The 19645-nt window shown below is 40.5% G+C and carries 20 protein-coding genes; 9 read left to right on the top strand and 11 right to left on the bottom strand.

Going from position 1 to position 19645, the window contains the following annotated elements; genetic code table 11:
• Positions 1-39: 39 nt before the first annotated feature.
• Positions 40-1149, top strand: coding sequence for a cell division protein ZapE (gene zapE / locus H5187_RS11190; protein ID WP_182767275.1), 1110 nt, complete (start codon positions 40-42; stop codon positions 1147-1149).
• Positions 1150-1264: 115 nt separating this feature from the next.
• On the opposite strand, the gene H5187_RS11185 is transcribed toward zapE, so the two are convergent.
• Positions 1265-1831, bottom strand: a complete 567-nt coding sequence (locus H5187_RS11185; protein WP_182797877.1) for a TetR/AcrR family transcriptional regulator — start codon at positions 1829-1831, stop codon at positions 1265-1267.
• A gap of 101 nt (positions 1832-1932) precedes the next feature.
• Here H5187_RS11185 and H5187_RS11180 point away from each other — a divergent pair, with 101 nt between their 5' ends.
• On the top strand, positions 1933-2469 hold the full coding sequence (locus H5187_RS11180) for a dihydrofolate reductase family protein (protein ID WP_182797876.1): 537 nt from the start codon (positions 1933-1935) through the stop codon (positions 2467-2469).
• A 193-nt stretch (positions 2470-2662) separates the two neighbouring features.
• Here H5187_RS11180 and H5187_RS11175 read toward each other — a convergent pair whose 3' ends face one another.
• The 5 genes from H5187_RS11175 to H5187_RS11155 all read right to left on the bottom strand — a co-directional run bounded on the left by H5187_RS11175 (position 2663) and on the right by H5187_RS11155 (position 6823).
• Positions 2663-3751, bottom strand: coding sequence for a DUF4238 domain-containing protein (locus H5187_RS11175; RefSeq protein WP_182797875.1), 1089 nt, complete (start codon positions 3749-3751; stop codon positions 2663-2665).
• Positions 3752-4082: 331 nt separating this feature from the next.
• Positions 4083-4388 (bottom strand): hypothetical protein, encoded by a 306-nt coding sequence (locus H5187_RS11170; RefSeq protein ID WP_182797874.1) that lies wholly within the window; start codon positions 4386-4388, stop codon positions 4083-4085.
• Positions 4389-4858: 470 nt separating this feature from the next.
• A complete protein-coding gene (locus H5187_RS11165) occupies positions 4859-5152 on the bottom strand; it encodes a hypothetical protein (protein ID WP_182797873.1) in 294 nt (97 codons plus the stop codon).
• Between the two features lie 736 nt (positions 5153-5888).
• Entirely contained in the window at positions 5889-6218 is a 330-nt protein-coding gene (locus tag H5187_RS11160) for a 5-carboxymethyl-2-hydroxymuconate Delta-isomerase (RefSeq protein ID WP_149983139.1), read from the bottom strand.
• Between the two features lie 17 nt (positions 6219-6235).
• Positions 6236-6823: an outer membrane beta-barrel protein gene (locus H5187_RS11155; RefSeq protein WP_182794116.1), complete on the bottom strand. Its 588-nt coding sequence runs from the start codon at positions 6821-6823 to the stop codon at positions 6236-6238.
• A gap of 104 nt (positions 6824-6927) precedes the next feature.
• On the opposite strand from H5187_RS11155, the gene H5187_RS11150 reads away from it, so the two are divergent.
• The 7 genes from H5187_RS11150 to H5187_RS11120 all read left to right on the top strand — a co-directional run bounded on the left by H5187_RS11150 (position 6928) and on the right by H5187_RS11120 (position 13076).
• Complete coding sequence (locus H5187_RS11150; RefSeq protein WP_182717226.1) at positions 6928-7398, top strand: CreA family protein; 471 nt, start codon at positions 6928-6930, stop codon at positions 7396-7398.
• A 15-nt stretch (positions 7399-7413) separates the two neighbouring features.
• A complete protein-coding gene (locus H5187_RS11145; protein WP_145234763.1) occupies positions 7414-8196 on the top strand; it encodes a hypothetical protein in 783 nt (260 codons plus the stop codon).
• 2 nt (positions 8197-8198) lie between these two features.
• Positions 8199-8822 carry a LysE family transporter gene (locus H5187_RS11140; protein ID WP_182739846.1) on the top strand — a complete coding sequence of 208 codons (624 nt, stop codon included), beginning with the start codon at positions 8199-8201 and terminating at the stop codon, positions 8820-8822.
• Positions 8823-8856: 34 nt separating this feature from the next.
• Positions 8857-9351: a gamma-glutamylcyclotransferase family protein gene (locus H5187_RS11135; protein WP_145234768.1), complete on the top strand. Its 495-nt coding sequence runs from the start codon at positions 8857-8859 to the stop codon at positions 9349-9351.
• Positions 9352-9380: 29 nt separating this feature from the next.
• Positions 9381-10925 (top strand): serine hydrolase, encoded by a 1545-nt coding sequence (locus tag H5187_RS11130; protein WP_182717224.1) that lies wholly within the window; start codon positions 9381-9383, stop codon positions 10923-10925.
• Positions 10926-10997: 72 nt separating this feature from the next.
• Entirely contained in the window at positions 10998-11921 is a 924-nt protein-coding gene (locus H5187_RS11125) for a histone deacetylase family protein (RefSeq protein ID WP_182784602.1), read from the top strand.
• A gap of 78 nt (positions 11922-11999) precedes the next feature.
• On the top strand, positions 12000-13076 hold the full coding sequence (locus tag H5187_RS11120) for a DKNYY domain-containing protein (RefSeq protein WP_182784600.1): 1077 nt from the start codon (positions 12000-12002) through the stop codon (positions 13074-13076).
• A 65-nt stretch (positions 13077-13141) separates the two neighbouring features.
• Here H5187_RS11120 and H5187_RS11115 read toward each other — a convergent pair whose 3' ends face one another.
• The 5 genes from H5187_RS11115 to H5187_RS11095 form a co-directional block, all read right to left on the bottom strand.
• Positions 13142-13294: a hypothetical protein gene (locus H5187_RS11115; RefSeq protein ID WP_182717221.1), complete on the bottom strand. Its 153-nt coding sequence runs from the start codon at positions 13292-13294 to the stop codon at positions 13142-13144.
• Between the two features lie 121 nt (positions 13295-13415).
• On the bottom strand, positions 13416-15221 hold the full coding sequence (locus H5187_RS11110; protein ID WP_182797872.1) for a hypothetical protein: 1806 nt from the start codon (positions 15219-15221) through the stop codon (positions 13416-13418).
• Positions 15222-15243: 22 nt separating this feature from the next.
• Entirely contained in the window at positions 15244-16353 is a 1110-nt protein-coding gene (locus H5187_RS11105) for a VWA domain-containing protein (protein ID WP_182717219.1), read from the bottom strand.
• Positions 16338-18569 carry a DUF5682 family protein gene (locus tag H5187_RS11100; protein WP_182797871.1) on the bottom strand — a complete coding sequence of 744 codons (2232 nt, stop codon included), beginning with the start codon at positions 18567-18569 and terminating at the stop codon, positions 16338-16340. The genes H5187_RS11105 and H5187_RS11100 overlap by 16 nt, the downstream gene beginning before the upstream one ends.
• Positions 18557-19612, bottom strand: a complete 1056-nt coding sequence (locus tag H5187_RS11095) for an AAA family ATPase (RefSeq protein WP_182797870.1) — start codon at positions 19610-19612, stop codon at positions 18557-18559. The genes H5187_RS11100 and H5187_RS11095 overlap by 13 nt, the downstream gene beginning before the upstream one ends.
• Positions 19613-19645: the final 33 nt, after the last annotated feature.

Here is a 19645-nt window from a genome sequence, read left to right as displayed (position 1 = left end):
GACTACAATGGCGGCGAGTATAACGGATCGTGATAACGCATGACAGTACACAGCGGACAAATATTAGCATATTATCAACAGCAAATAGCCACCGGTAAATTGCAATTTGATGATGCCCAATTAGCGGCGGTGAATGCACTAGACAATCTCGCAATTGCCATTGATAAACCGCATCATTGGTGGCAAAAATCGATATCTTTGCAGGGCATTTATTTGTATGGACCTGTTGGACGGGGTAAATCGATGCTAATGGATGTGTTTTTTGAGACTGTAGCTATTAAACAAAAAACACGGTTACACTTCCATCATTTTATTGCTCAAGTACATACTCGCCTAGGACAGTTGCAAGGGGTTAAAAACCCGCTGGATAAAATAGCCAATGAGTGGTCAGAAACGCTGAAACTAATTTGTTTTGATGAGTTTTTTGTCTCTGATATTGGCGATGCTATGATCATGGCTGGGTTATTTAAAGCCTTGTTTGCCAAAGGCATCGTTTTGGTTGCTACGTCAAATTGTCAACCTGAGCAGCTTTATTATAACGGCTTGCAGCGAGCGCGCTTTTTACCCACCATAGCGTTAATTAAAGCGCATTGTCATATTATTAATGTCACTGGCACTGTTGACCACCGATTTCGTTTTGGAAAGCACGCGACTCATTATTTTAACAGCTCGGCTAACTCTGAACTGGATGCTGATTTTTTGGCTTTTGCAGATAACTTACAAACAGCAACTGATATTACTATTTACGGGCGTAAACTAGCGTGTTTAAGGCTCAGCAATAATGCCATTATGTTTGATTTTATGGCGTTGTGCTCAGGCCCGCGTAGTACCGCTGATTATATTCATTTAGCAAAGTACTATCAGCGTGTATATATTTGTAATGTACCAGTAATGGGCGCTGCGGCGACAGGTAAGCAAATAGTGCATGGTATTGAAGATAGCTATCAGCGTGAAAAACAAGATTTAAAAGAACATACACTAGACGATGAAGCGCGACGCTTTATTGCCTTAGTGGATGAATTTTACGACCGTGGCAAGTTATTGATACTGAGTAGCGAGGTTGGCATTGCTGATTTATATCAAGGTCAAAAGCTGGCATTTGAATACGCACGCACCGAGTCAAGATTAATAGAAATGCAAAACTGGTAGTCACTCTATTAATTATAAACATTTACTATCTACTTATAAGTGAGAGTTACATTCTCTTTATCTGTAGTAGCTCATATCTGACAGGCAGCCTGAGCGATAACCGGACATATACACTTTAACTAATAATGTATACCTCCACTCCTTTGAATAAAAAGTCTAGGGAGTTATCCGCATGGTCTGGTGTCAACTCACCAGTTGAGTCACATGCTAGTGCCATTGAAAAACCATGAAGATAGTCAACTAATAGATTAAGAAAAGCCTTTTCTTGATCGTTTCTTATCTTTAATGGGTTAACAATTAAATTAAATCTACTTATAAATACATCAGCAGGACTGTTTGAAGACATAGATATAAGAGTCTTTAATAAGCCATCATATCTTTGGAGAATTGCTAAATAGCTTTTTGAAAGCTCTTTTAGTTCCTGTTTCCAATCTAATTTTCTCCTAGGTACATATATTTCAGACATTAGTGACTTAGCAACGCCCTCCAGTAAAATGTTTTTATTATTAAAGTAATAATATAAAGCCATAGGATCGACATTCAGTTCTTTCGCAATGGCCCTCATACTAGGAACTTTCCCATTGTCAGCCATCATACATTTAGCCTTACCTACTATTAACTCGGCATTAAGACTATTTTTTTCTTTGGAGGGGCGACCTCTTTTTGTTTCGGATTGATTCATATAAAAATCTATATACTTTACTTTCATTTTCTACGGTGTAGAATCATCTTACATTATTCTACGCTGTAGAATGAAGTCAAATTAAGTTAATAGGGGTATTTATGTCCAATAAAGTATTTATAGCTACAAGCCTCGATGGTTACATCGCTGGAAAAAATAATGAAATTGATTGGTTAGAGGCTATTTCTAATCCAGATAATATCGATATGGGTTATCAGGCTCATATGGAAAGTATCGATGCTTTAGTTATAGGTCGCAACACGATGGAGTTGGTTGCAAGTATGGATATTGAATGGCCTTACAGCAAACCTGTTTTCGTTTTAAGCAAATCATTGAAGAAAGTGCCAGATAAACTAGAAGGAAAAGCATTTTTAGTTAAAGGAGATATAAAAAGTATTAATAACGAGTTAAATGAAAAAGGATACAACAACTTATATATAGATGGTGGCTTGACTGTTCAGAGCTTTTTAAAAGAAGATTTGGTAGATGAGCTTATAATTACAATAATACCAATATTACTTGGTAGTGGAATCAGACTCTTCGGTGAATTAGATCGTGTATTAGAATTTAGGTGTACAAAATCTGAAAAGTACTCAAATGGTATCTGCCAAAATCGTTTTGAGCGGTACTCTGGTTAATATTTAATTGAATGCATATGACCGTTGTTGGCACTTTTTCGAAGTTCGGCTGTGAGCGATCTACAGACGGCCACTCTAGCTCGTTTTTGGACAAAAACAAGTTAGTGCAGGAGCACTAACTCAGCCAAGATAGATGAGAAAAATTATCTTGGTATCTTAACCGCGAAACCCAACTTTGAAACATAGTCTCTTGTTAGAGCGCTTTTTCTCTTTGCCTTAATTCTTCAATTTTCTGTTGGTGAGAACGAACAACCTCAGGTTGACGATAAACATTGTATATTGCCCTTTTAGAGTACTTTTTCTTTACTTTTGAAAAGCTAAACCAATGACTAAAAATATAAGGAGCTTGCCACTGAACAATTAGACTTCGAGCCTCATCCCCATTGAATGATGGTTGAGTCGAATCAAACTGATGTTTGTATAGACTATTGCTAGAAATACGATTACAACGCACTTTTACATAATCAGCAGCTTCTCGATGTGTAAATAAAATGTAAGAATTTCGATTTCTAAACTGAAGCTCGTTTAGCAAATGAATATCTTTAACATTGGTAACATCTGTATAGTACGTCCCTTTTTTACCTACTTTATAAACTTGCTTATCATACAAACATAGAGTGACTCTATTTGATAATGGCAAGAAAATCTGAGTGCCACATTTAGCTATACTTGATACATCCACAGCATTTACATTGCGCAAATACCAATTGTAGTGAACTACTGGATGATCAGATATTACATACTCGGTGTCTGTATCATTGATTAAAAAGTGCCATTCTAAGTCAAGTATTAATGGACAGTGCAATGCAGAGTCAATCGTTTGCATTCGAAGTATATCTTTAGGGTCATCTAGCACGAACTCGACACTATTGATTGCTTCTTCACTAAAGTTATTCAATTGCCCAAGTTGTGTTATGACTTCATTCATGACGTTATTAAAGGTCTTCAACGAAGTAGACAACGCACTCGGAGTTCGACTTAGTTGTACGATTATAAATCGAAGTAAGTATATTTGAGACTTAACATCTAATGGTTCATTTGATTCTCCACGAAACAACTTTAAAACACTCGAAGCAGGAGCTTCAATATGTTCTGCTAGGAAGTTCTCTACAACGTTATCTTTATCATAGAAGTAATTCTCAGCAAGTACCCTATCAACACTTGTTGGGTTTCGTAATATATCACGACTTGAATCGTATATATTCACAACGTCATCTTCTGAAGTGAAGTTCTTAAGCAAGCAGCGAGGAACAAAGTGCTGGTTTTTAGTTATTTTTGACATCTTTTTACCCACTTAATCATCACAGTTTGTAGTATCCATGAGTGCTTTAACGAGACTGTAGAATTTCTATTTTTATAAATTTGGCCATTTTTTTGACCTCCTGTATCGCTTTCTAAGCGATTATCTCGTACTAAGCAATGCATTTGAGACCCCTTAAATCACCTAAAAACTTGACCAAATTAGTAATTCTACAGCCTCAACGCCCTGTTAAGGTGTGAGAAACGCAATACTGATGCCGCCGAAAACCACCTTAAACACAACGCATAGCAAAAATGCCAAGCGTTGCGAATCACTCTTAAACAAATTGTAGCTATATGCCCAAAATGTGCGCTTATTCGACTAACTCTACGCAATATTTCGTCGGCAAGGGTTCATCTACAAACTTCGTTGAAAAGTTATAAACTGCCCCCTTTTCGATACTAACAGCTTTCAAAACCTCATCGATCCGTTGTTGAATAGGAACTTCGAAGTCTTCAGCAATACGAGCTTGAAAAAACGCTGCACGAACACGAAAGTTGTAATTTTCTGAGATAAAACCTACATAACGAAACTGACGATCAACTTCAAATTTCTCTGAAAACGACACCTCAAAATGAGCACGAATATTCTCTAATACTTTATTGATATCTTTATACATTTAATAAACCTCCGTTGTTTCCATTTATAGCTAACATTAATTATACTTCTACCAGACGTTTTTCATTTAGCTATGATGCCGTCTTTCATGTAACTCTTCAATTGACAATCAATAGTTTAGTATGAGGAACGCAACATTAGGCCGCCAAGCGTAACATAATTCCTGTTCCGTTCTCTTAGCGCGCCCTTTGATAAGTTTTAGTAGGGTGAATGCGTGTAAACAGAATTTGTATGAGTATTTATTCTGTCCAATAATGGGGCAAGCTAATAGTCGGCTTTGTAGAGTTAAACTAACTACACCGAGTTATCTTGGCCGTCTCTGGATCGCTTTTTGCCGAAGTTCAGCTAAGTGCTATTAAGCAGACGGTGGTAACCCAAACTAACCGGTGATATTTAATGGCTCGTTGTTTTGCGTATTTTTGCGAAACGAGAAACCTTGAACCGGATCCGCGTTTACTTGCCTTGTAAGGTTTATAAGATAAAGACAACTGGCTTTGATTCATTTTTGTCGATAAGTACCAATGCTCTAAAGCCAAACTGGTGAGCAATTTCTGCGATATTTTCTTTTTCGCCTCTTTTACCACCACGTGGAACTGCATACATTGGTTGACTAAGTTCAACAACTGTTTGGGTTACTTTAGATGCAACCCAATTAAGAAGATCCCACTCATCGATTTCTGAGGCATCTTCAACTCCTTCAAACTCAGACAGTTCAAAAGGTAATTCTTCACGAGCATCCTTATATACATATTTTAAAATCAACATTTCATTCTCCTTATTTAAAATAAACCTAATTTAGTATTTATGTGACACGCTATTTGTGTTGCTTAATCGCATGCTGGAATGAGCCGCTTCCTGCTCGGTTTGTCAGAGTTGGTTTTGTGTATGGAATTTGCTTTTTATGACCTAAGCTATTGCAAGCCAATATAATTGGCGTACCTGTCGTATCTAAGCTATCCCTGCGTTACTCAGCGTTTATTAAACATAATGTTTAACAGTTAAGCAATTATATTTTCGTACGCACAGTCGATACTAACCTGAACAGTTAAGCTGGTTGTTAGCTATTTGCATTTGATGCAGCAAGAAAGAGTACTAACTCGTTCGCGCTATTTTATTCATCCCCGCATCTAAATTTATTACACCAATAAACCGCAATAAGCCACCGTGACAGTGCTAGGTAGCTAATGACTTAGTCAAAGGGAAGAGCAAACAATGACTTCAAACAACATAATATTGACTGACCGGTATTCGCTCAAAGCTGACCTATAGAGTATTTACGTTAACTCGTTTTGGGGCAGAAACGAGTTATAGTTGAACGTCTGAAATTGGCACATATGCGATTTTCAGATTTGATTGAGTCCTGTTAATCGAATCTGACAGATCAAGTTAAGACTTGTTCACTTTTATCTGACGCGACCAAGGAAGGCATTTAAGACCACCTTCTTTCGAAGATGGTGCTGTTATTGCAAATTGATTAGAGATTGAAATTTACTTTAAATATTTAACACTTTCGGTAAATTTCGTGTTCCATATCGTGAACATTAACACTTAAGCTGTCTGATTCTCGGCAGTATATTTTTAAACAGTCTAACAACTGCTCGCTGAGTTGTTGCTTTTGTTTAATCGTACGTCCTTGCATAATGTGTGCGCTAATATGGATAAAACCTTCCTTACCATCGCCCAATTGATAATGTGTATAGGCTATAGCGCGAGTTTTAATCGTTGCTAATTCAAACAAGCCACTGTTAAACGTTGCTTGATGAATTTTTTCAACCAATACCTGCGGTAATACCGGTAAATCTTCAGAATGTTCAATGATGATATGTGGCATGTTATCTATTTGCTCCCCTAAAAACGATATGTGAAACCTAAGCTGGTTTGAAACTGATTGAGTACATCACCATCAAAATGCCACAAGCATTGCTTGTTTTCGTCTGTTGGTAATGCACATGAAACGTTACTGGCATTATTGACGATCGTTGCAAGCCAGCGAGTTTCAAATAAGATGCGAGCTTGATCGCTAAATAAGTATTCTAAACCGCCATACAGGCCGCTGGCAAAGAAAGTATCAGAGCTGGTGAAGTTAGGACTTATGTAATTTGCACCAATTTGTGCGCCGACATAACTATTAATGTGGTTGCTTAAAGGGACTTCAACAGCACTTTGAAACATAAAATACTGCATTTCAACGTTTTTATCAGGGGAGGATTGAAAGTCACTTTCGGTGTTTGAAAAGTAAAAACCATAACGAGCTGAGTCAATTGTTCTATCAATACTAAAAGCAAGATGGTTACTATCTTTGAGCTCTATTGCTAAACCGTTTTTAGTTTCTAATGATTGATTAAAGCTTTTACCAGTATAAAGACTCAGTGAATAACCAGCTAACGCACTCTGACTTACTAACAGTAAGCACAGTAAAACAAATACTTTTTTCATGGTGTCGTGCTCGTTGTTGTGATTAATTTAAGTTAGTATTGAAACATAGCTGAATATTAAATGTAAGCCACGAATCGTTTACCCCTACATGGAGCAAGTAATATATGAAACCTATAATGATAGGCGTATTGACAGGTTTATTGATCACCTTAGCGGGCTGCTCTGATGATGTTGCATCAGTTAGTTTGGGATTATTTACCACTAAAGATATTAAAGTTAACTCGCAACAAGACCCTCTAGTAAAAGGCGTAACCTGTCATATTAGCCATATCGAAGCGAACTTAGATTTTGCTGATCCTTCTGATATGTCTATTTCGTGTCGCCAAACTGGACCAATTACTGCCGACCAATTACAAGCGATTGACCGTAGTAAGTCGGGTGAGGTGGTATTTAAATCATCAAAAAGTATTTTATTTAAATCATTAAAAGTGCGTCGAATTTATGATGCGCAAACGCGAACTCTGTTATATCTGTCGTATTCAACTAAAGAGTCAACCGGCAGTCATCATCATGCGTTATCCACTGTGCCATTGTATAACACCCAAGCATGGGCATGGGCACAAGAGCAAGAATAAGCAAAAGAGCAAACTATGTTAGCGTTATTTAAAAGCAAACCTTTATTAGATGAACAAGAGCAGCAATGGCTGATTGATACTTTTGTGTGGGCGGTGGAAAATTTTGACAGCGATTATTTCATTAATAACTCGCAATTAGTTTTGCCAAACCACCAATGCTTTCCCGATGCGGTTTCAAGCATTGAAGAAATGGCCAGTAAAGTGTTTGAGCGAGTGGTTGGCTATGCGGGGCTGCAAGCTTGGCCAATTACGCTGGTGGCTCCACAGCAATTGCAGCCGCAAGTATTTCCTCATTTTGCTTTTAGTAATCAGTTACGTGGTGATAATAGCCAATTAATTGTGCCGCCAAGCCATACGGTTAATGTGTCATTTAATCCAAATCAAATTAATCAGCCACAAGATTTAGTGGCCAGCTTTGCCGGTACTTTAGCGACAATTATGATCCACCATGTGGGCGTGTTACCACCAGGCGGTAAAGAGTTTTTACCACAAGCCGCCGATGCCGTGGCATGTTTTTTAGGTTTTGGGGTAATGATGAGCAATACGGTGTATCAGTTTAAAGGGGGCTGTGGCTCGTGTTACAACCCCTATGCGAACAGGCAAGCTGCACTTAGTGAACCGCAAACCTTATTTATGCATGCCCTTATTTGCCACTTTAAAGGCTATAAAGATTCTAAAAAGCATTTAAAGCCGCACTTACGCAGCCAATTCAAAAAGGCGCAAAAAGAAATAAAAGCCTTAGTTAATAGTACTGCTAATCCGTTGTTGTTAGCGCTTGATGATAAAAAAGCGGGGTAATCGTGGCTTATTTAGATGAGTTTTTATTGATTGCACTGGCACACTTTTTTGCTGTAGCAAGCCCTGGCCCAGATTTTGCCATTGTGCTTAAACAAAGTGTTCAGCAGGGGCGTCGTAATGCATTGTGGACCAGCTTTGGGGTAGGCCTGGCTATTTTATTACATGTTAGTTATTGCTTACTCGGGGTTGCGGTTTTATTAACGCAATCGCCAAACGTATTTATGGCATTAAAATATTTAGCGGGTGCATACTTGGCCTACATTGGTGTGCAAGCGCTTAGAAGTGCTAGACCGGCGCCAGCGCAGCAAGAAACTGTTCTTCAATCTCAAGGTGTTGAATCCAGTTGGATTGCATTTCGTCGCGGCTTTTTAACCAATGCGTTAAACCCAAAAGCCACGTTATTTTTTATGTCGTTGTTTACTTTAGTGATCAGCCAGTCAACGCCATTAATTGTGCAAGCAGGCTATGGGCTGTATATGGCATTGGCAACGTGGGCGTGGTTTTCGTTTCTATCCTTGGTGCTATCAAAGCCTAGTGTTCGCGGTTTTTTTCAAAAAAGTGGCTATTGGTTTGACCGTGGTATTGGCGTGATTTTGATCGCTCTAGCAATAAGAATTGTAGTGTAAGTGTTGTTTTAACAGAAATCTGTAGTAGGTGAATATGGCTGTATATAATTTTTCGTTTGGTTCAAATATGTCGTCGAGTCGTTTATTGGCGCGTTTACCAAACGCTACTCGTATTGGTACGGCAATACTAGCCGGTTACGAGTTAACCTTTGATATGGTAAGTACTGATGGCTCAGGAAAAGGCAATGTACGCCCATCAAATGATAAGAACGCGCAAGTATATGGCGTGGTATATCAACTCAATGACGCAGAAAAAACGATTTTAGACGCCATCGAAGGGCCCCGTTATGACTGCGTGGATATTCAAGTAACATTACTTGATGGGCAACAAGTAGCGGCGCATTGTTATATTGCCAACACTACTGATGCGCAGATACTGCCTTACGATTGGTATATGCAGCACGTTCATCGCGGTGCGCTTGAAGCTGGTGTGCCAAATGCGTACAGTGATGCCATAAAGTCTCGGCCAACCTGCCAAGATAGCGACAGTGCGCGTGCAGCCATTGAGTTTGCTGTACATCAAAAATAAAAACTAAAATGATAACTCCAAGGATTGTTATGAAATTAACTAAACTAGCGATTGCGGCCACCTTATTAGCAGGCTGTGCATTTAATAGCTACGCCGACATTGATACCAAGCATATTAATCAAGTGATTGAAAATTCAATGGCGCGTTTTGATGTGCCGGGTATGGCCGTGGCGATTGTTGAAAACGATAAGGTTATTTTTGCTAAAGGCTTTGGTGTTAGTAACTTAGATACTGGTAGCAAGGTGAATAAAGACACCTTATTTGGTATTGCATCAAATACTAAAGCATTTACGGTTGCGGCATTGGCAAAATTAGTTGATGAAGAAAAGCTCAGTTGGGATGACAAGGTAATTGATCACCTTCCTGAATTTCGTTTATACGACCCTTATGTAACCCGCGAAATGACGATCCGTGATTTATTAAGTCACCGAAGTGGTTTAGGGTTAGGCCAAGGGGATTTAATGATTTGGCCTGACACCGATAAATCAATCGAAGAAATTCTCGCAGGCCTTAAATATTTAAAACCAGCTAGTAGCTTTCGCAGCACATACGCTTATAACAACTTGATGTTTGTGACTGCTGGCGAGGTAGTCGCGCGGGTCTCAGGTATGAGCTGGAATGATTATATTGAAAAGAATATTCTCCAGCCTTTGCACATGGATAACTCACGCGCTGGTTTTTCGCGTATTCCAAAAAGTAATAATAACTGGGCAACGGGTCATATTCCTATGGATGGTCAATTACATCCATTTTTCGTTAATTACTTAGAGGATTTTCGTGGTGCCGGCGCGATTGCATCCAGTGTGAATGATATGAGCCAATGGCTACGTACACAATTAGCCCATGGTAAAATGCCAAATGGCGAGCAGTTGTTTAGTGAAAAACAACAAGAGCAAATGTGGCATCCACATATTACCTCACTGGCGTCAAAAAGCGCTTATGAGGCTTATCATCAGCAATTTAGAGGTTATGGTTTAGGTTGGAGCATTGAAGACTACCACGGTATTAAAAAATTAGGCCATGGTGGTGGTATTTTAGGAATGGTATCGCAGGTGACGTTATTGCCTGAGAAAAACCTCGGGATTGTTATTTTATCTAATCAGCAAGCATTCGGTGCGCTCTCTGCTATTACTCATGAAGTGCTTGAAGACGCCCTTGAACTTGAAGATAAAGATTGGGTAGCAGAGTTGGCTAAAAAGCATTTTGAAGGTAAGCAAAAAGCGTATGCTAATGCTAAGCCGGACGCTCCTGCAGACTATCAACCACAGTTACCAAATATTAGCTACACCGGCACTTTGCATGATGATTGGTATGGTGATGTTATTATTGAAGAGCTGGACGGTAAGCTACGTATTGATTTCACCCATACTAAACGTTTAAAAGGGCAGCTTGAGCATTACACGGGCAACACATTTATCGTCAAGTGGGATGAAAAGCTACTCGAAGCTGATGCGTATATTAGCTTTGATATGAGCACTAAAAATCGTGTGAATGAAGCGACAATGCGTGCAGTATCAACAGCGGTGACTGATTTCAGTTTTGATTTTAGAAATCTTCATTTGCAAGCTAAATAGTAAACCAAAGTCGCAAAGCCACCAAAGGGTGGCTTTGTTATAGTTACAGTCGTTAACTCATTTGGAGCATTTATGCGTACTGCGATTATTTCTCATCCTTTTTGCCGTAAACACAAAATGATCGCGGATCATCCAGAGTGTCCTGAGCGCTTAGATGCTATTACCGATCGTCTTTTGGCCAGTGGCTTGGATATTGCCGTGCAGCAAAAGCAAGCGCCTAAAGCATTACGTGAGCATTACTTATTAGCCCATGATGAGGCCCTTGTATCGCTGGTGGAAAACACCCTCCCGGAACAAGGTTTAGTATCACTTGATGGCGACACTTGGTTATGCCCAGAGTCATTTTTGGCAATTGAGCGGGCGGTAGGGGCAGGGCTATTAGCCGTCGATGAAATATTAGCGGATAATCTCGATGCCGCATTTTGCTCCGTACGGCCACCAGGTCATCATGCAAACCGTACAACCTCTGCCGGCTTTTGTGTGTTTAATAACTTAGCAATTTCTGTGAAGTACGCCCAAAGTAAAGGGATTAAGCGCATTGCGATTGTCGATTTTGATGTTCACCACGGTAATGGCACGCAAGACATTTTTATCGATGATGACAATGTGTTGCTTTGCTCATTATTTCAGCATCCTTTTTACCCTAATACCGCCGTTGAAAATAACGATACATTGGTTAATTCACCGTTGCCCATAGCTAGCGATGGCAATGATTTAAAAACGTTGTATAACCAACAGTGGTTACCTAAATTAACAGAGTTTAAGCCAGAGTTATTGTTTATCAGCGCAGGGTTTGATGCGCATTTTGAAGATGATATGGCAAGTCTCAAATTTGTTGAGGCCGATTATGCTTGGTTGACACAACAGCTGTGTGACATGGTAAAAAGTACTGGCTGTAGAGGGATTATCTCTTATTTAGAAGGCGGGTATAATTTATCAGCGCTAGGGCGCAGCGCCGTAGAGCATATTAGAGTGTTTACACAAGCAGAAGAGTAGCTTTATATTCATTCTACAATTAAGTAAAAATATTGGTTGTTGTATGATACCAATACCACTAATTAAACAAGGAAGATAATGTCTGTAGTAATTAATATCTTAGTCACGTTGGCACTGTGCTTTTGGGGAAGCATGATGATGATGTCGCCGATGATGTTTGGTGCCCCTGGCGCGATGAATAATAAGCAAAAAGTGTTCTCTGCCATACTCATATTAAGTTTTCCAGTACCATTATTTTTGCTTATTGGTTTATTTGGCGGCAGTTATTTTGGTATTGATAGTTATAAAATGGCGCTGATAAGTGCTGTTGTTATTGGGTTTTTCTTTGTGATATTTGGCTATACGGGTATGATCAGTAATCTGCTTCGAGGTATTGCCAATGGTGGCTACTGTGTGGTCGAACAGCGTGTTTACTTTAATGCTAAGTTAATAGAAAACGCTGACGCTGAAAGCTTTACTACTTACAGTTTAGCCAATTTGAATACCTATGACGCTGCATTATACGCCAAAGATAAACAGCACCTTTACTATTGTGGTAACGCTATTAGCGGTGTTAACTCTGATAATCTAAAGGCTAAGATTATTGGTACTGATCTTTATTGGATTAATGATTCGCAAGTGGTTAAAGGCGAGCGTATTGTTGCAGGAGCTGATCCTAAAAGTTATAAGGCCTATTCTTATAGCTTTTGGAATATCTCTGGAAGGAAAGGCCGACAAGTCATTTACCATAACGATGAGCCAGTGCCTGAAATAGATGCGCAGTCATTTAAACCTATCGATGATAGTTACGGTAAAGACCAGCAACATATCTTTTACGCAAATATAGCCATCTTAACTGACATTGATGTAGATACCGCTAGTTTTACACGATTAGACGAGAACTTTGCTAGCGATAATCAGCATATTTTTTACTTAAATGGTGAAGATAGTCATGTATTGATGGGGGCTGATCCCAGCAATTTTGAAATTTTTCAACGCGACTACTATCGCAGTGGTGAGACTGTTTATTACGTAACTCAATATAAGTCGGCAAAGCCGATGACACAAGTCGATGCTGACAGCTTTAAAGTCACTCAGTATGATGAACAAACTCATTCGGATGCTTACGATAAATATCATTATTATTTTCGCGGTGAGATTGTTGCAACGCGCTAAGTTTAGAAAAATATAGGACATGTTAGGGCGTTGCGATGAACGAGGTAATTTGCTGTTGAAAATGATTAAACAGAAGAAAGTTTATTCATACTCTTGGGTAACTTGCCTACGTTTGTTTGCGTTGCATCAACTTGGTTTATATCGATAAAATTAAGCTCACCGTTAGCGATGTTCTGCTCACCATTACTCAGTTTTAATCGTGTAGGGGCAAAACCCATGCGGATCTCCCGACTCCAATTACAAGCATGCGTACCGTTTTGGCAGCGCGAAAGTGCTTACTGTTATACTCAATAATACTCCCTAAAAAAATGCATAATATAGCTGAACTTTAATCAGCACTTAGTTTTGCAGCTCATTGAACTTTACAGGTTTAAGACTGCTTAACTGTAGTAGCTGCTCGGCGCAGTAAGCTGCTTTTAAACGATGTTCTGGCCCAGAGTTACTTAAAAAATGGCTCAACGTGCGCAGTCCTAATTTTTGCGCCATTTCACTGTGTGATTGCTGAGGCATGCTATGGCTTTGCGCTAATTCATCGAGCACTTTTAGCAAAAATTGCTGCACTTTATCTTGCCTTGGCGATGACAGTTGCGTCTGTGGAGATTGTTTTGCAAGCCAGTTGCTAAATATATTAGTTGTTTTGTTGTCGGTTAAATCATCAAAATAGAGATTAATCCAACGATCCAGTTTTACAGCAATCGGACGTAGGTACCACTGCGTACTATCGCGCTCAATACGTGCCACAATAAGTTGTGGTAATTGCTGCTTAAATAGCGTCATATTATTGATCGCATGGTGTGTCAGCTTAGTGTAGGGCAGGCTAAAAAAGAGCGTATTGCGTTGCGTATCTTGGTAACTGAGCAACATGCATTGCGTGGCTTCATCAAATGTGTGTTGGTGAACATAACTAGGAGCAAAGCATATATAGTCGCTTTGCCAATCAATTTCGGTTATATCACTAATAGCCTGTGGCTTTAGTGGCTGTTCGCTTGGTTCAACATAGGTCTTTTTAAGTTGGCGAAGACGTTGCCAACCATTGAGCTGAGCGTTTGAAATACGTTGAGTTTGTCCAAACCAACTGCAGCCAGAAGGCGCACCTTCAAGTAATTGGTTTGCTTGCCAGATTTGGCTATAGTTAAGTGTTTGCTCGGTTGTTGTGCGACTTTCGGCAAGCGTAATAAAGCGGCCGTATTCGTCTTGTAAAACCAACGTCAATCCATGTGCGCCACTGCTACGACGCCACGGATAACCGCCTAAACATAACAACTGCTGTGGAGGACAAATATGTTCAACATCTTGCGTTTGTGTTTGCTCTTGGCGTTCAAGCATCACCAAAACGTGTGCTAGTTCAAGCAAAACAGTGCGTTTGTCTCGCAGATGTTCACCACTAAGATAGCGTGCGAGTGTGCCGCATAAACGTTTTAGTGGTGCAATGTTAAAGCCTGCCTTTTCCATCGGGATCTGCAGTAATTCAATAGTGAGCAGTGATTCACTGCGCAGTTGCGCTAAGGGTACTCCTGCAAGCATAATGAGTTCAGCGTAGCATGCCAGCTTAAGCTGCGTTTGTGTTTGGTTTAATAGTGTTTTTTGCTGCTGTTGTTCTTGTTGCAACCAGTCGGGCCATTGCAGCATTTCACCTTGTCGCTCAAGCCACAAGTAAACGCCCAGTAGTGCGTATACTTGGCTATCTTCATTGCAGATAATATCATTAATTGTGGTTACGTTAGTAAAATGGAGCGTGTGCTCCTTGATAGTAATGCAAACCTGCGCGCCTTGTTGCACGATGTCAGCTTGCCAACGACGCTGAACTTGACGATAAAGCTGGCGTATTTTTACTTTGCCAGCACTGGCTAATAACGTATTAGTATCGATTTGCGGCACTTTATTTTCTTCAACCGTTGCTGCAGATGTTGGCACTTGTTGCCAAGCAAATATGCTGGCTGCAATGATATGCTTACAAATACCATTTGCGGCGCAATCACATTGGCTATTATTAGGATTATGTAAATCCAGTACACCTTGCTGGCCTTCGAATGTAAACTGAATTGGCGAAGCGCCACTTATATGTGGGCTGGATTTATCGAGCGCTTTTTGTGCTCGGCGGACTAACCCCGCACTGGCGAGGGTTTCAAAAATACTGATATCCATTATTGTTTTATGCTCATGCTGCTCATTTTTGTAATCCCATCGTGGATGCTAGCCAACTTGCAAAGTGGTCAGGCGTTAATGAAGCAATCTGCATTTTCATACGGCTAAGTTTGGCTGTTGCGTTAGTATCATAAAAAGGCATTGATTCTGGGCTCAATGCGGTCATGCCTAACATTGTCACCCCACTATCAATAAGATGCTGAGCTTGTTGAAACATTGCTTGCTCAGGGCCACCTTCACAAAAATCAGACACGGTAGCAATAATGGTACGCGAAGGAGTCTCGATTAGCTGCTCACAGTATTGCCATGCTTTAGCAATTAAAGTGCCACCACCAAGTTGAGTCGAGAGCAATACTTTTACGGGATCATCAGCTTGCTCGGAAAGATCAACAACTTGTGTATCAAACACCACCAGCGAGAGTTTTATACAGGGGAGTTGTTTTAAAATACCAGCGATCACCGCTGAATACACCATAGAACTGGACATAGAGCCTGATTGGTCGATACATAAAACAACGTGCCAAGGCAATTGTGGTTGCTGGCGAGCATGAAAGTAAATGCGCTCAAATAGCACGCGTTTGCCATCAAAGTGTTTAAGGTTCTTGCGAATACTTGTTTGCCAATCTAAGTTAGCAAGTCGTTTTTGTGGACTGTGCGCTTGGCGATTTAGCTTACCATTGAGCTTGTTATTAAACAGTGGTCGTAATTGCTTTAGCAAATCCTCTACTACAGTTGTAATGATTTGTTGCACTTGCTGCTGTAATTTAGGGTTGGTATGCGCTGAAATACTCATTAATTGCTTTAACAACCCCATAGAGGGTGAAATATTTTGTAGTACTCGTGGTTCTTCTAACAGCTGCTTAAGATTAAAGCGCTCTAATGCTTGATGTTGCAAGGTGTCATTAACACTTTTAGGAAACAGCTTTTCAGCGTTATCGAGCCACTGTACTACCGATGGCTGGCTTGCTTCTAAGCCGCCAGAGATTTGAAAGCCGCGCTCTTTTAAACCCTGTTGGTAGAGTTGCTCAAGGACTTGGTCTTGTTGATTTTGCTCACTTGATAAACTGGTATCAAGTGATTCAGCATAGCGCCCTAATACTAAACGCCAGCGCTGTTTTAGCGAGTAGTCCATGCACTTAATCCTTGTTCAAGCAGTTGCTGTTGTAATTGTTTATCTAATAACATTGCTTGGTTTACATCATGCTCGCTGATATCTTCATTGAGCCAATTTAATTGCTGTTGCCATTGATTAAGTGTACCGAGTTGCTGGCTAATACCATCAATTTCACGTGCATCTTTATCGCAAAATAGCCCACGTAATTGTGGTAACTGCTCAACAAACTGCTCATCATCGAGTTGCTCAATACTGTGATTGAGTAATGACAATAGCCCGTTTTGATGATTGAGCCAATGGGGTACAACCGTCAGCAGTGTGCGCAAAATAGTGAAACGGTCGCCGCTATAGCGTTGTAGTTCATTTAATAAAGAGGCAGGGTCTAACTCATCTAAGTCTACAGCCAACGCTTTAAGCGCAAACCAAAGGGTAGGGGTGTGTTCATTGTGTTCTATTAGCCAGTGTAAACGCTCACGCCAAGGTTGTTTAAGTACATCCATTTGTTGGCGTGCAATAGCTTGTAATGACAACAGTACTTGTTGCGCTTCATCTTCAGGTAGTTGATTTAACGAGGGCAAGTGAAAGCTTAATTGACGCCACAACGGTGTAATTAATGCGTTGAGTTGCTGGTGGTAGTCATTAAAAAGCGGGTGCTTACTGGTGCGATATAACTTAATGAAGCTATCTGATAGTATTTTTATGGTACTGCAATCGTTTATTTCACGGGTTATTGCAACCGAGTTAAATTGATATTGCATGCCTAATTGAAGTGACAGTATTAATTTATCAAGCATTTGTGGCAAATCGCTTTCACTTTGTTGCGCCAAGCGATGCTGTACAACTGTTTTGAGAGTGCCGCCTAAAGTACTTAATTCAATTAACGCCACTTCTACTGAAGGGGTCCAATGGTAGCGCCAGCTTTCGTGCTTTGCGGCTGTATGTACATTATAAAAGGCATGCATGCTTTGTTCGTATTGGCAAAAGCCGATGTCTAAAAATAGTAATTGGCTCAATAGTTGGCGGCGCTGGCGTTGCCGCTCGGTTAATTCATATAAAGAGAAATGACTGCGATTAACAGTGCCGATTGTCAGCTGCACACGTTTGCAATGGGCTAATACATCATCGACTAATGGCAAATTACGTTGATTTGCTGGTAGTTGTCCCATGTTTTCGCCACGCAACAGCTGCTGCCAAGGTCGATAGTCGCGCGAGCTACTTTGTTGTTTAAATTGGCAACTTCCTAAAGAATCGAGTAGATCATAGCAACCAGCGCGCACAATTCCCCGCAACTGACAGAGCTGACTTAAGTGCTCAAAAACATTTTGTTTAGCTATAAGCGTTAACTTAGGCATTTGTGCTAATAAATACAGTAGCCAATCACTGGCTGATAATGAACGTTGTTCAAACAGCCAACGGCAAAACGCAGGGTAGGGCATTCCCGCTTGGTAGTCTTGATGAGCATCAAGTAAAGAATCGCTGTAACGGATCACAAAACTATCCTCAGTACTTTTACGAATAGAAGTTGATTCTTGCTCGTAATCAAACAGTGCACTGGTATGGAAACCGCCGGTCATTACCGCGATGCGTTGATAATCATGACTAGCTGTGCGAATGCAGGCACGCATTTGTTTCTCGCGGTCTAGATCGCCTAGTTGCTGCAAACTTTTTTGATCATAATAAAGGCGGCTAGCAGCACAAAATAGTAATACTTGCTCAAAAAAATCATTCGCACTTTCAAAATTTTGTAGCTCAAATAAGCGCAGCCAAAGCTCATCGGCATCACGGCAACCCATGGTTTGTTGTAGCTGACGACTATAGCTTGAGCTTAAAATACGGGCATCGCTGTAGCGATCAAGTGGTTCTTCTTGCTGCTCGTCAGTGCTGTCTAAGTCAATAAATTGTACTGGCACGTGGTTGTCGCCAGCCCAGCGCAGTGCTTGCCACTCAGGGCTATTTTCAGCGAAAGGAAAATAGCTTTGCTGTTGATAAACTGCAATCGGTGGCACCACATGCTTGTTTTGCAATAGGCTAAGGTGTTGCCCAAAACTGTGCGGTGCTTCAATCAATACAACATCTGGTTGCCAAGCGTTTAATTGAGCTAAAGCAAAATGCGCACAAGCAGGGCTGTGATGACGCACAGGTAACCAACGTACTTTTTCATCATGTAAATAACGTTGGCTGAGCTTTGCTAATGCTTGGCTAAAGCCGTTGTCATCTGGTGTTATTTCATCCACAACGCTTTACCTGCATCAAAAAAAGCACGCCACTCTTTGCGTTCACGTACAACAGCATCAAGATAGTGAGCCAATTTTTTAATGTCATCGGGTTTATCTTTAATCAAGGTGCCGTGCATCTGTTGTACTAACTGCTCAGCACTCATAGGTTGTTGCCAATAGAGGCTATGTAAAGCACAAGAATGCACAATATTGACCGCTTCGGCAGTTGATAAAGTAGCATCTAAAGATTGTGCACCAAGGTTGTTACGCAAGTCATGAAATACCTGTACTAATAACTGTACTAACTCTTCATTAATTTGTGGTTGCTGTGCTTCGTTAATAAAGCGGGCATTGACCTGAGATAAAATAAGCTCTTGCTCTAGTTTTACATCATTAAGTACTGGCACTGTTTCAAAATTAAAGCGACGTTTAAGGGCGCTCGACATCTCATTAACGCCGCGATCGAGTAAGTTGGCGGTGGCAATTACATTAAATCCCGGTTTGGCTTGAATGGCGATCCCCAGCTCTGGGATCGTGAGTGTTTTTTCCGACATTAAGGAAATAAGCACATCTTGGATTTCCTGCGGGCAGCGAGTGATCTCTTCAATACGTACTAATTTACCTTGCTCCATAGCAGTATAAATAGGACTTTTTAGTAGCGCATCAAAGCTTGGGCCATTGGCTAGCAGCATGGCAAAGTTCCAACTATATTTAACTTGCTCCTCAGTCGTCCCCGCAGTACCTTGGATCAATAACTCGCTGGTGCCACTTATCGCCGCCGCGAGTAGCTCTGACAACATTGATTTTGCAGTACCTGGTTCGCCAACCATCATCAAGCCATTGTTGCCCATTAGGCTGACAATCGCACGTTCAACAAGTGCATCATCACCATAATATTTACGGCTGATATTGTGCTGTTTATCACCACAAATAAAGCGTTTTACGGCACTTGCTGAAAGCTGCCAGCCGCTCGGGCGAGCACCACTATCAGTGGCAATGAGCTGTACTAATTCAACTTGATAGCGTTGTTCGGCGCGAGCACGAATAATCTGTTCATTCATTAGGTACGTCCTTTACTACAGTTCTGACTGTAT

This window comes from Pseudoalteromonas sp. SG44-1 (genome assembly GCF_014164315.1).
Classification (GTDB): Bacteria; Pseudomonadota; Gammaproteobacteria; order Enterobacterales; family Alteromonadaceae; genus Pseudoalteromonas; species Pseudoalteromonas rhizosphaerae.
The sequence above is the reverse complement of the archived record's forward strand: the minus strand, read 5'-3'. Positions and strand labels throughout refer to the sequence as shown.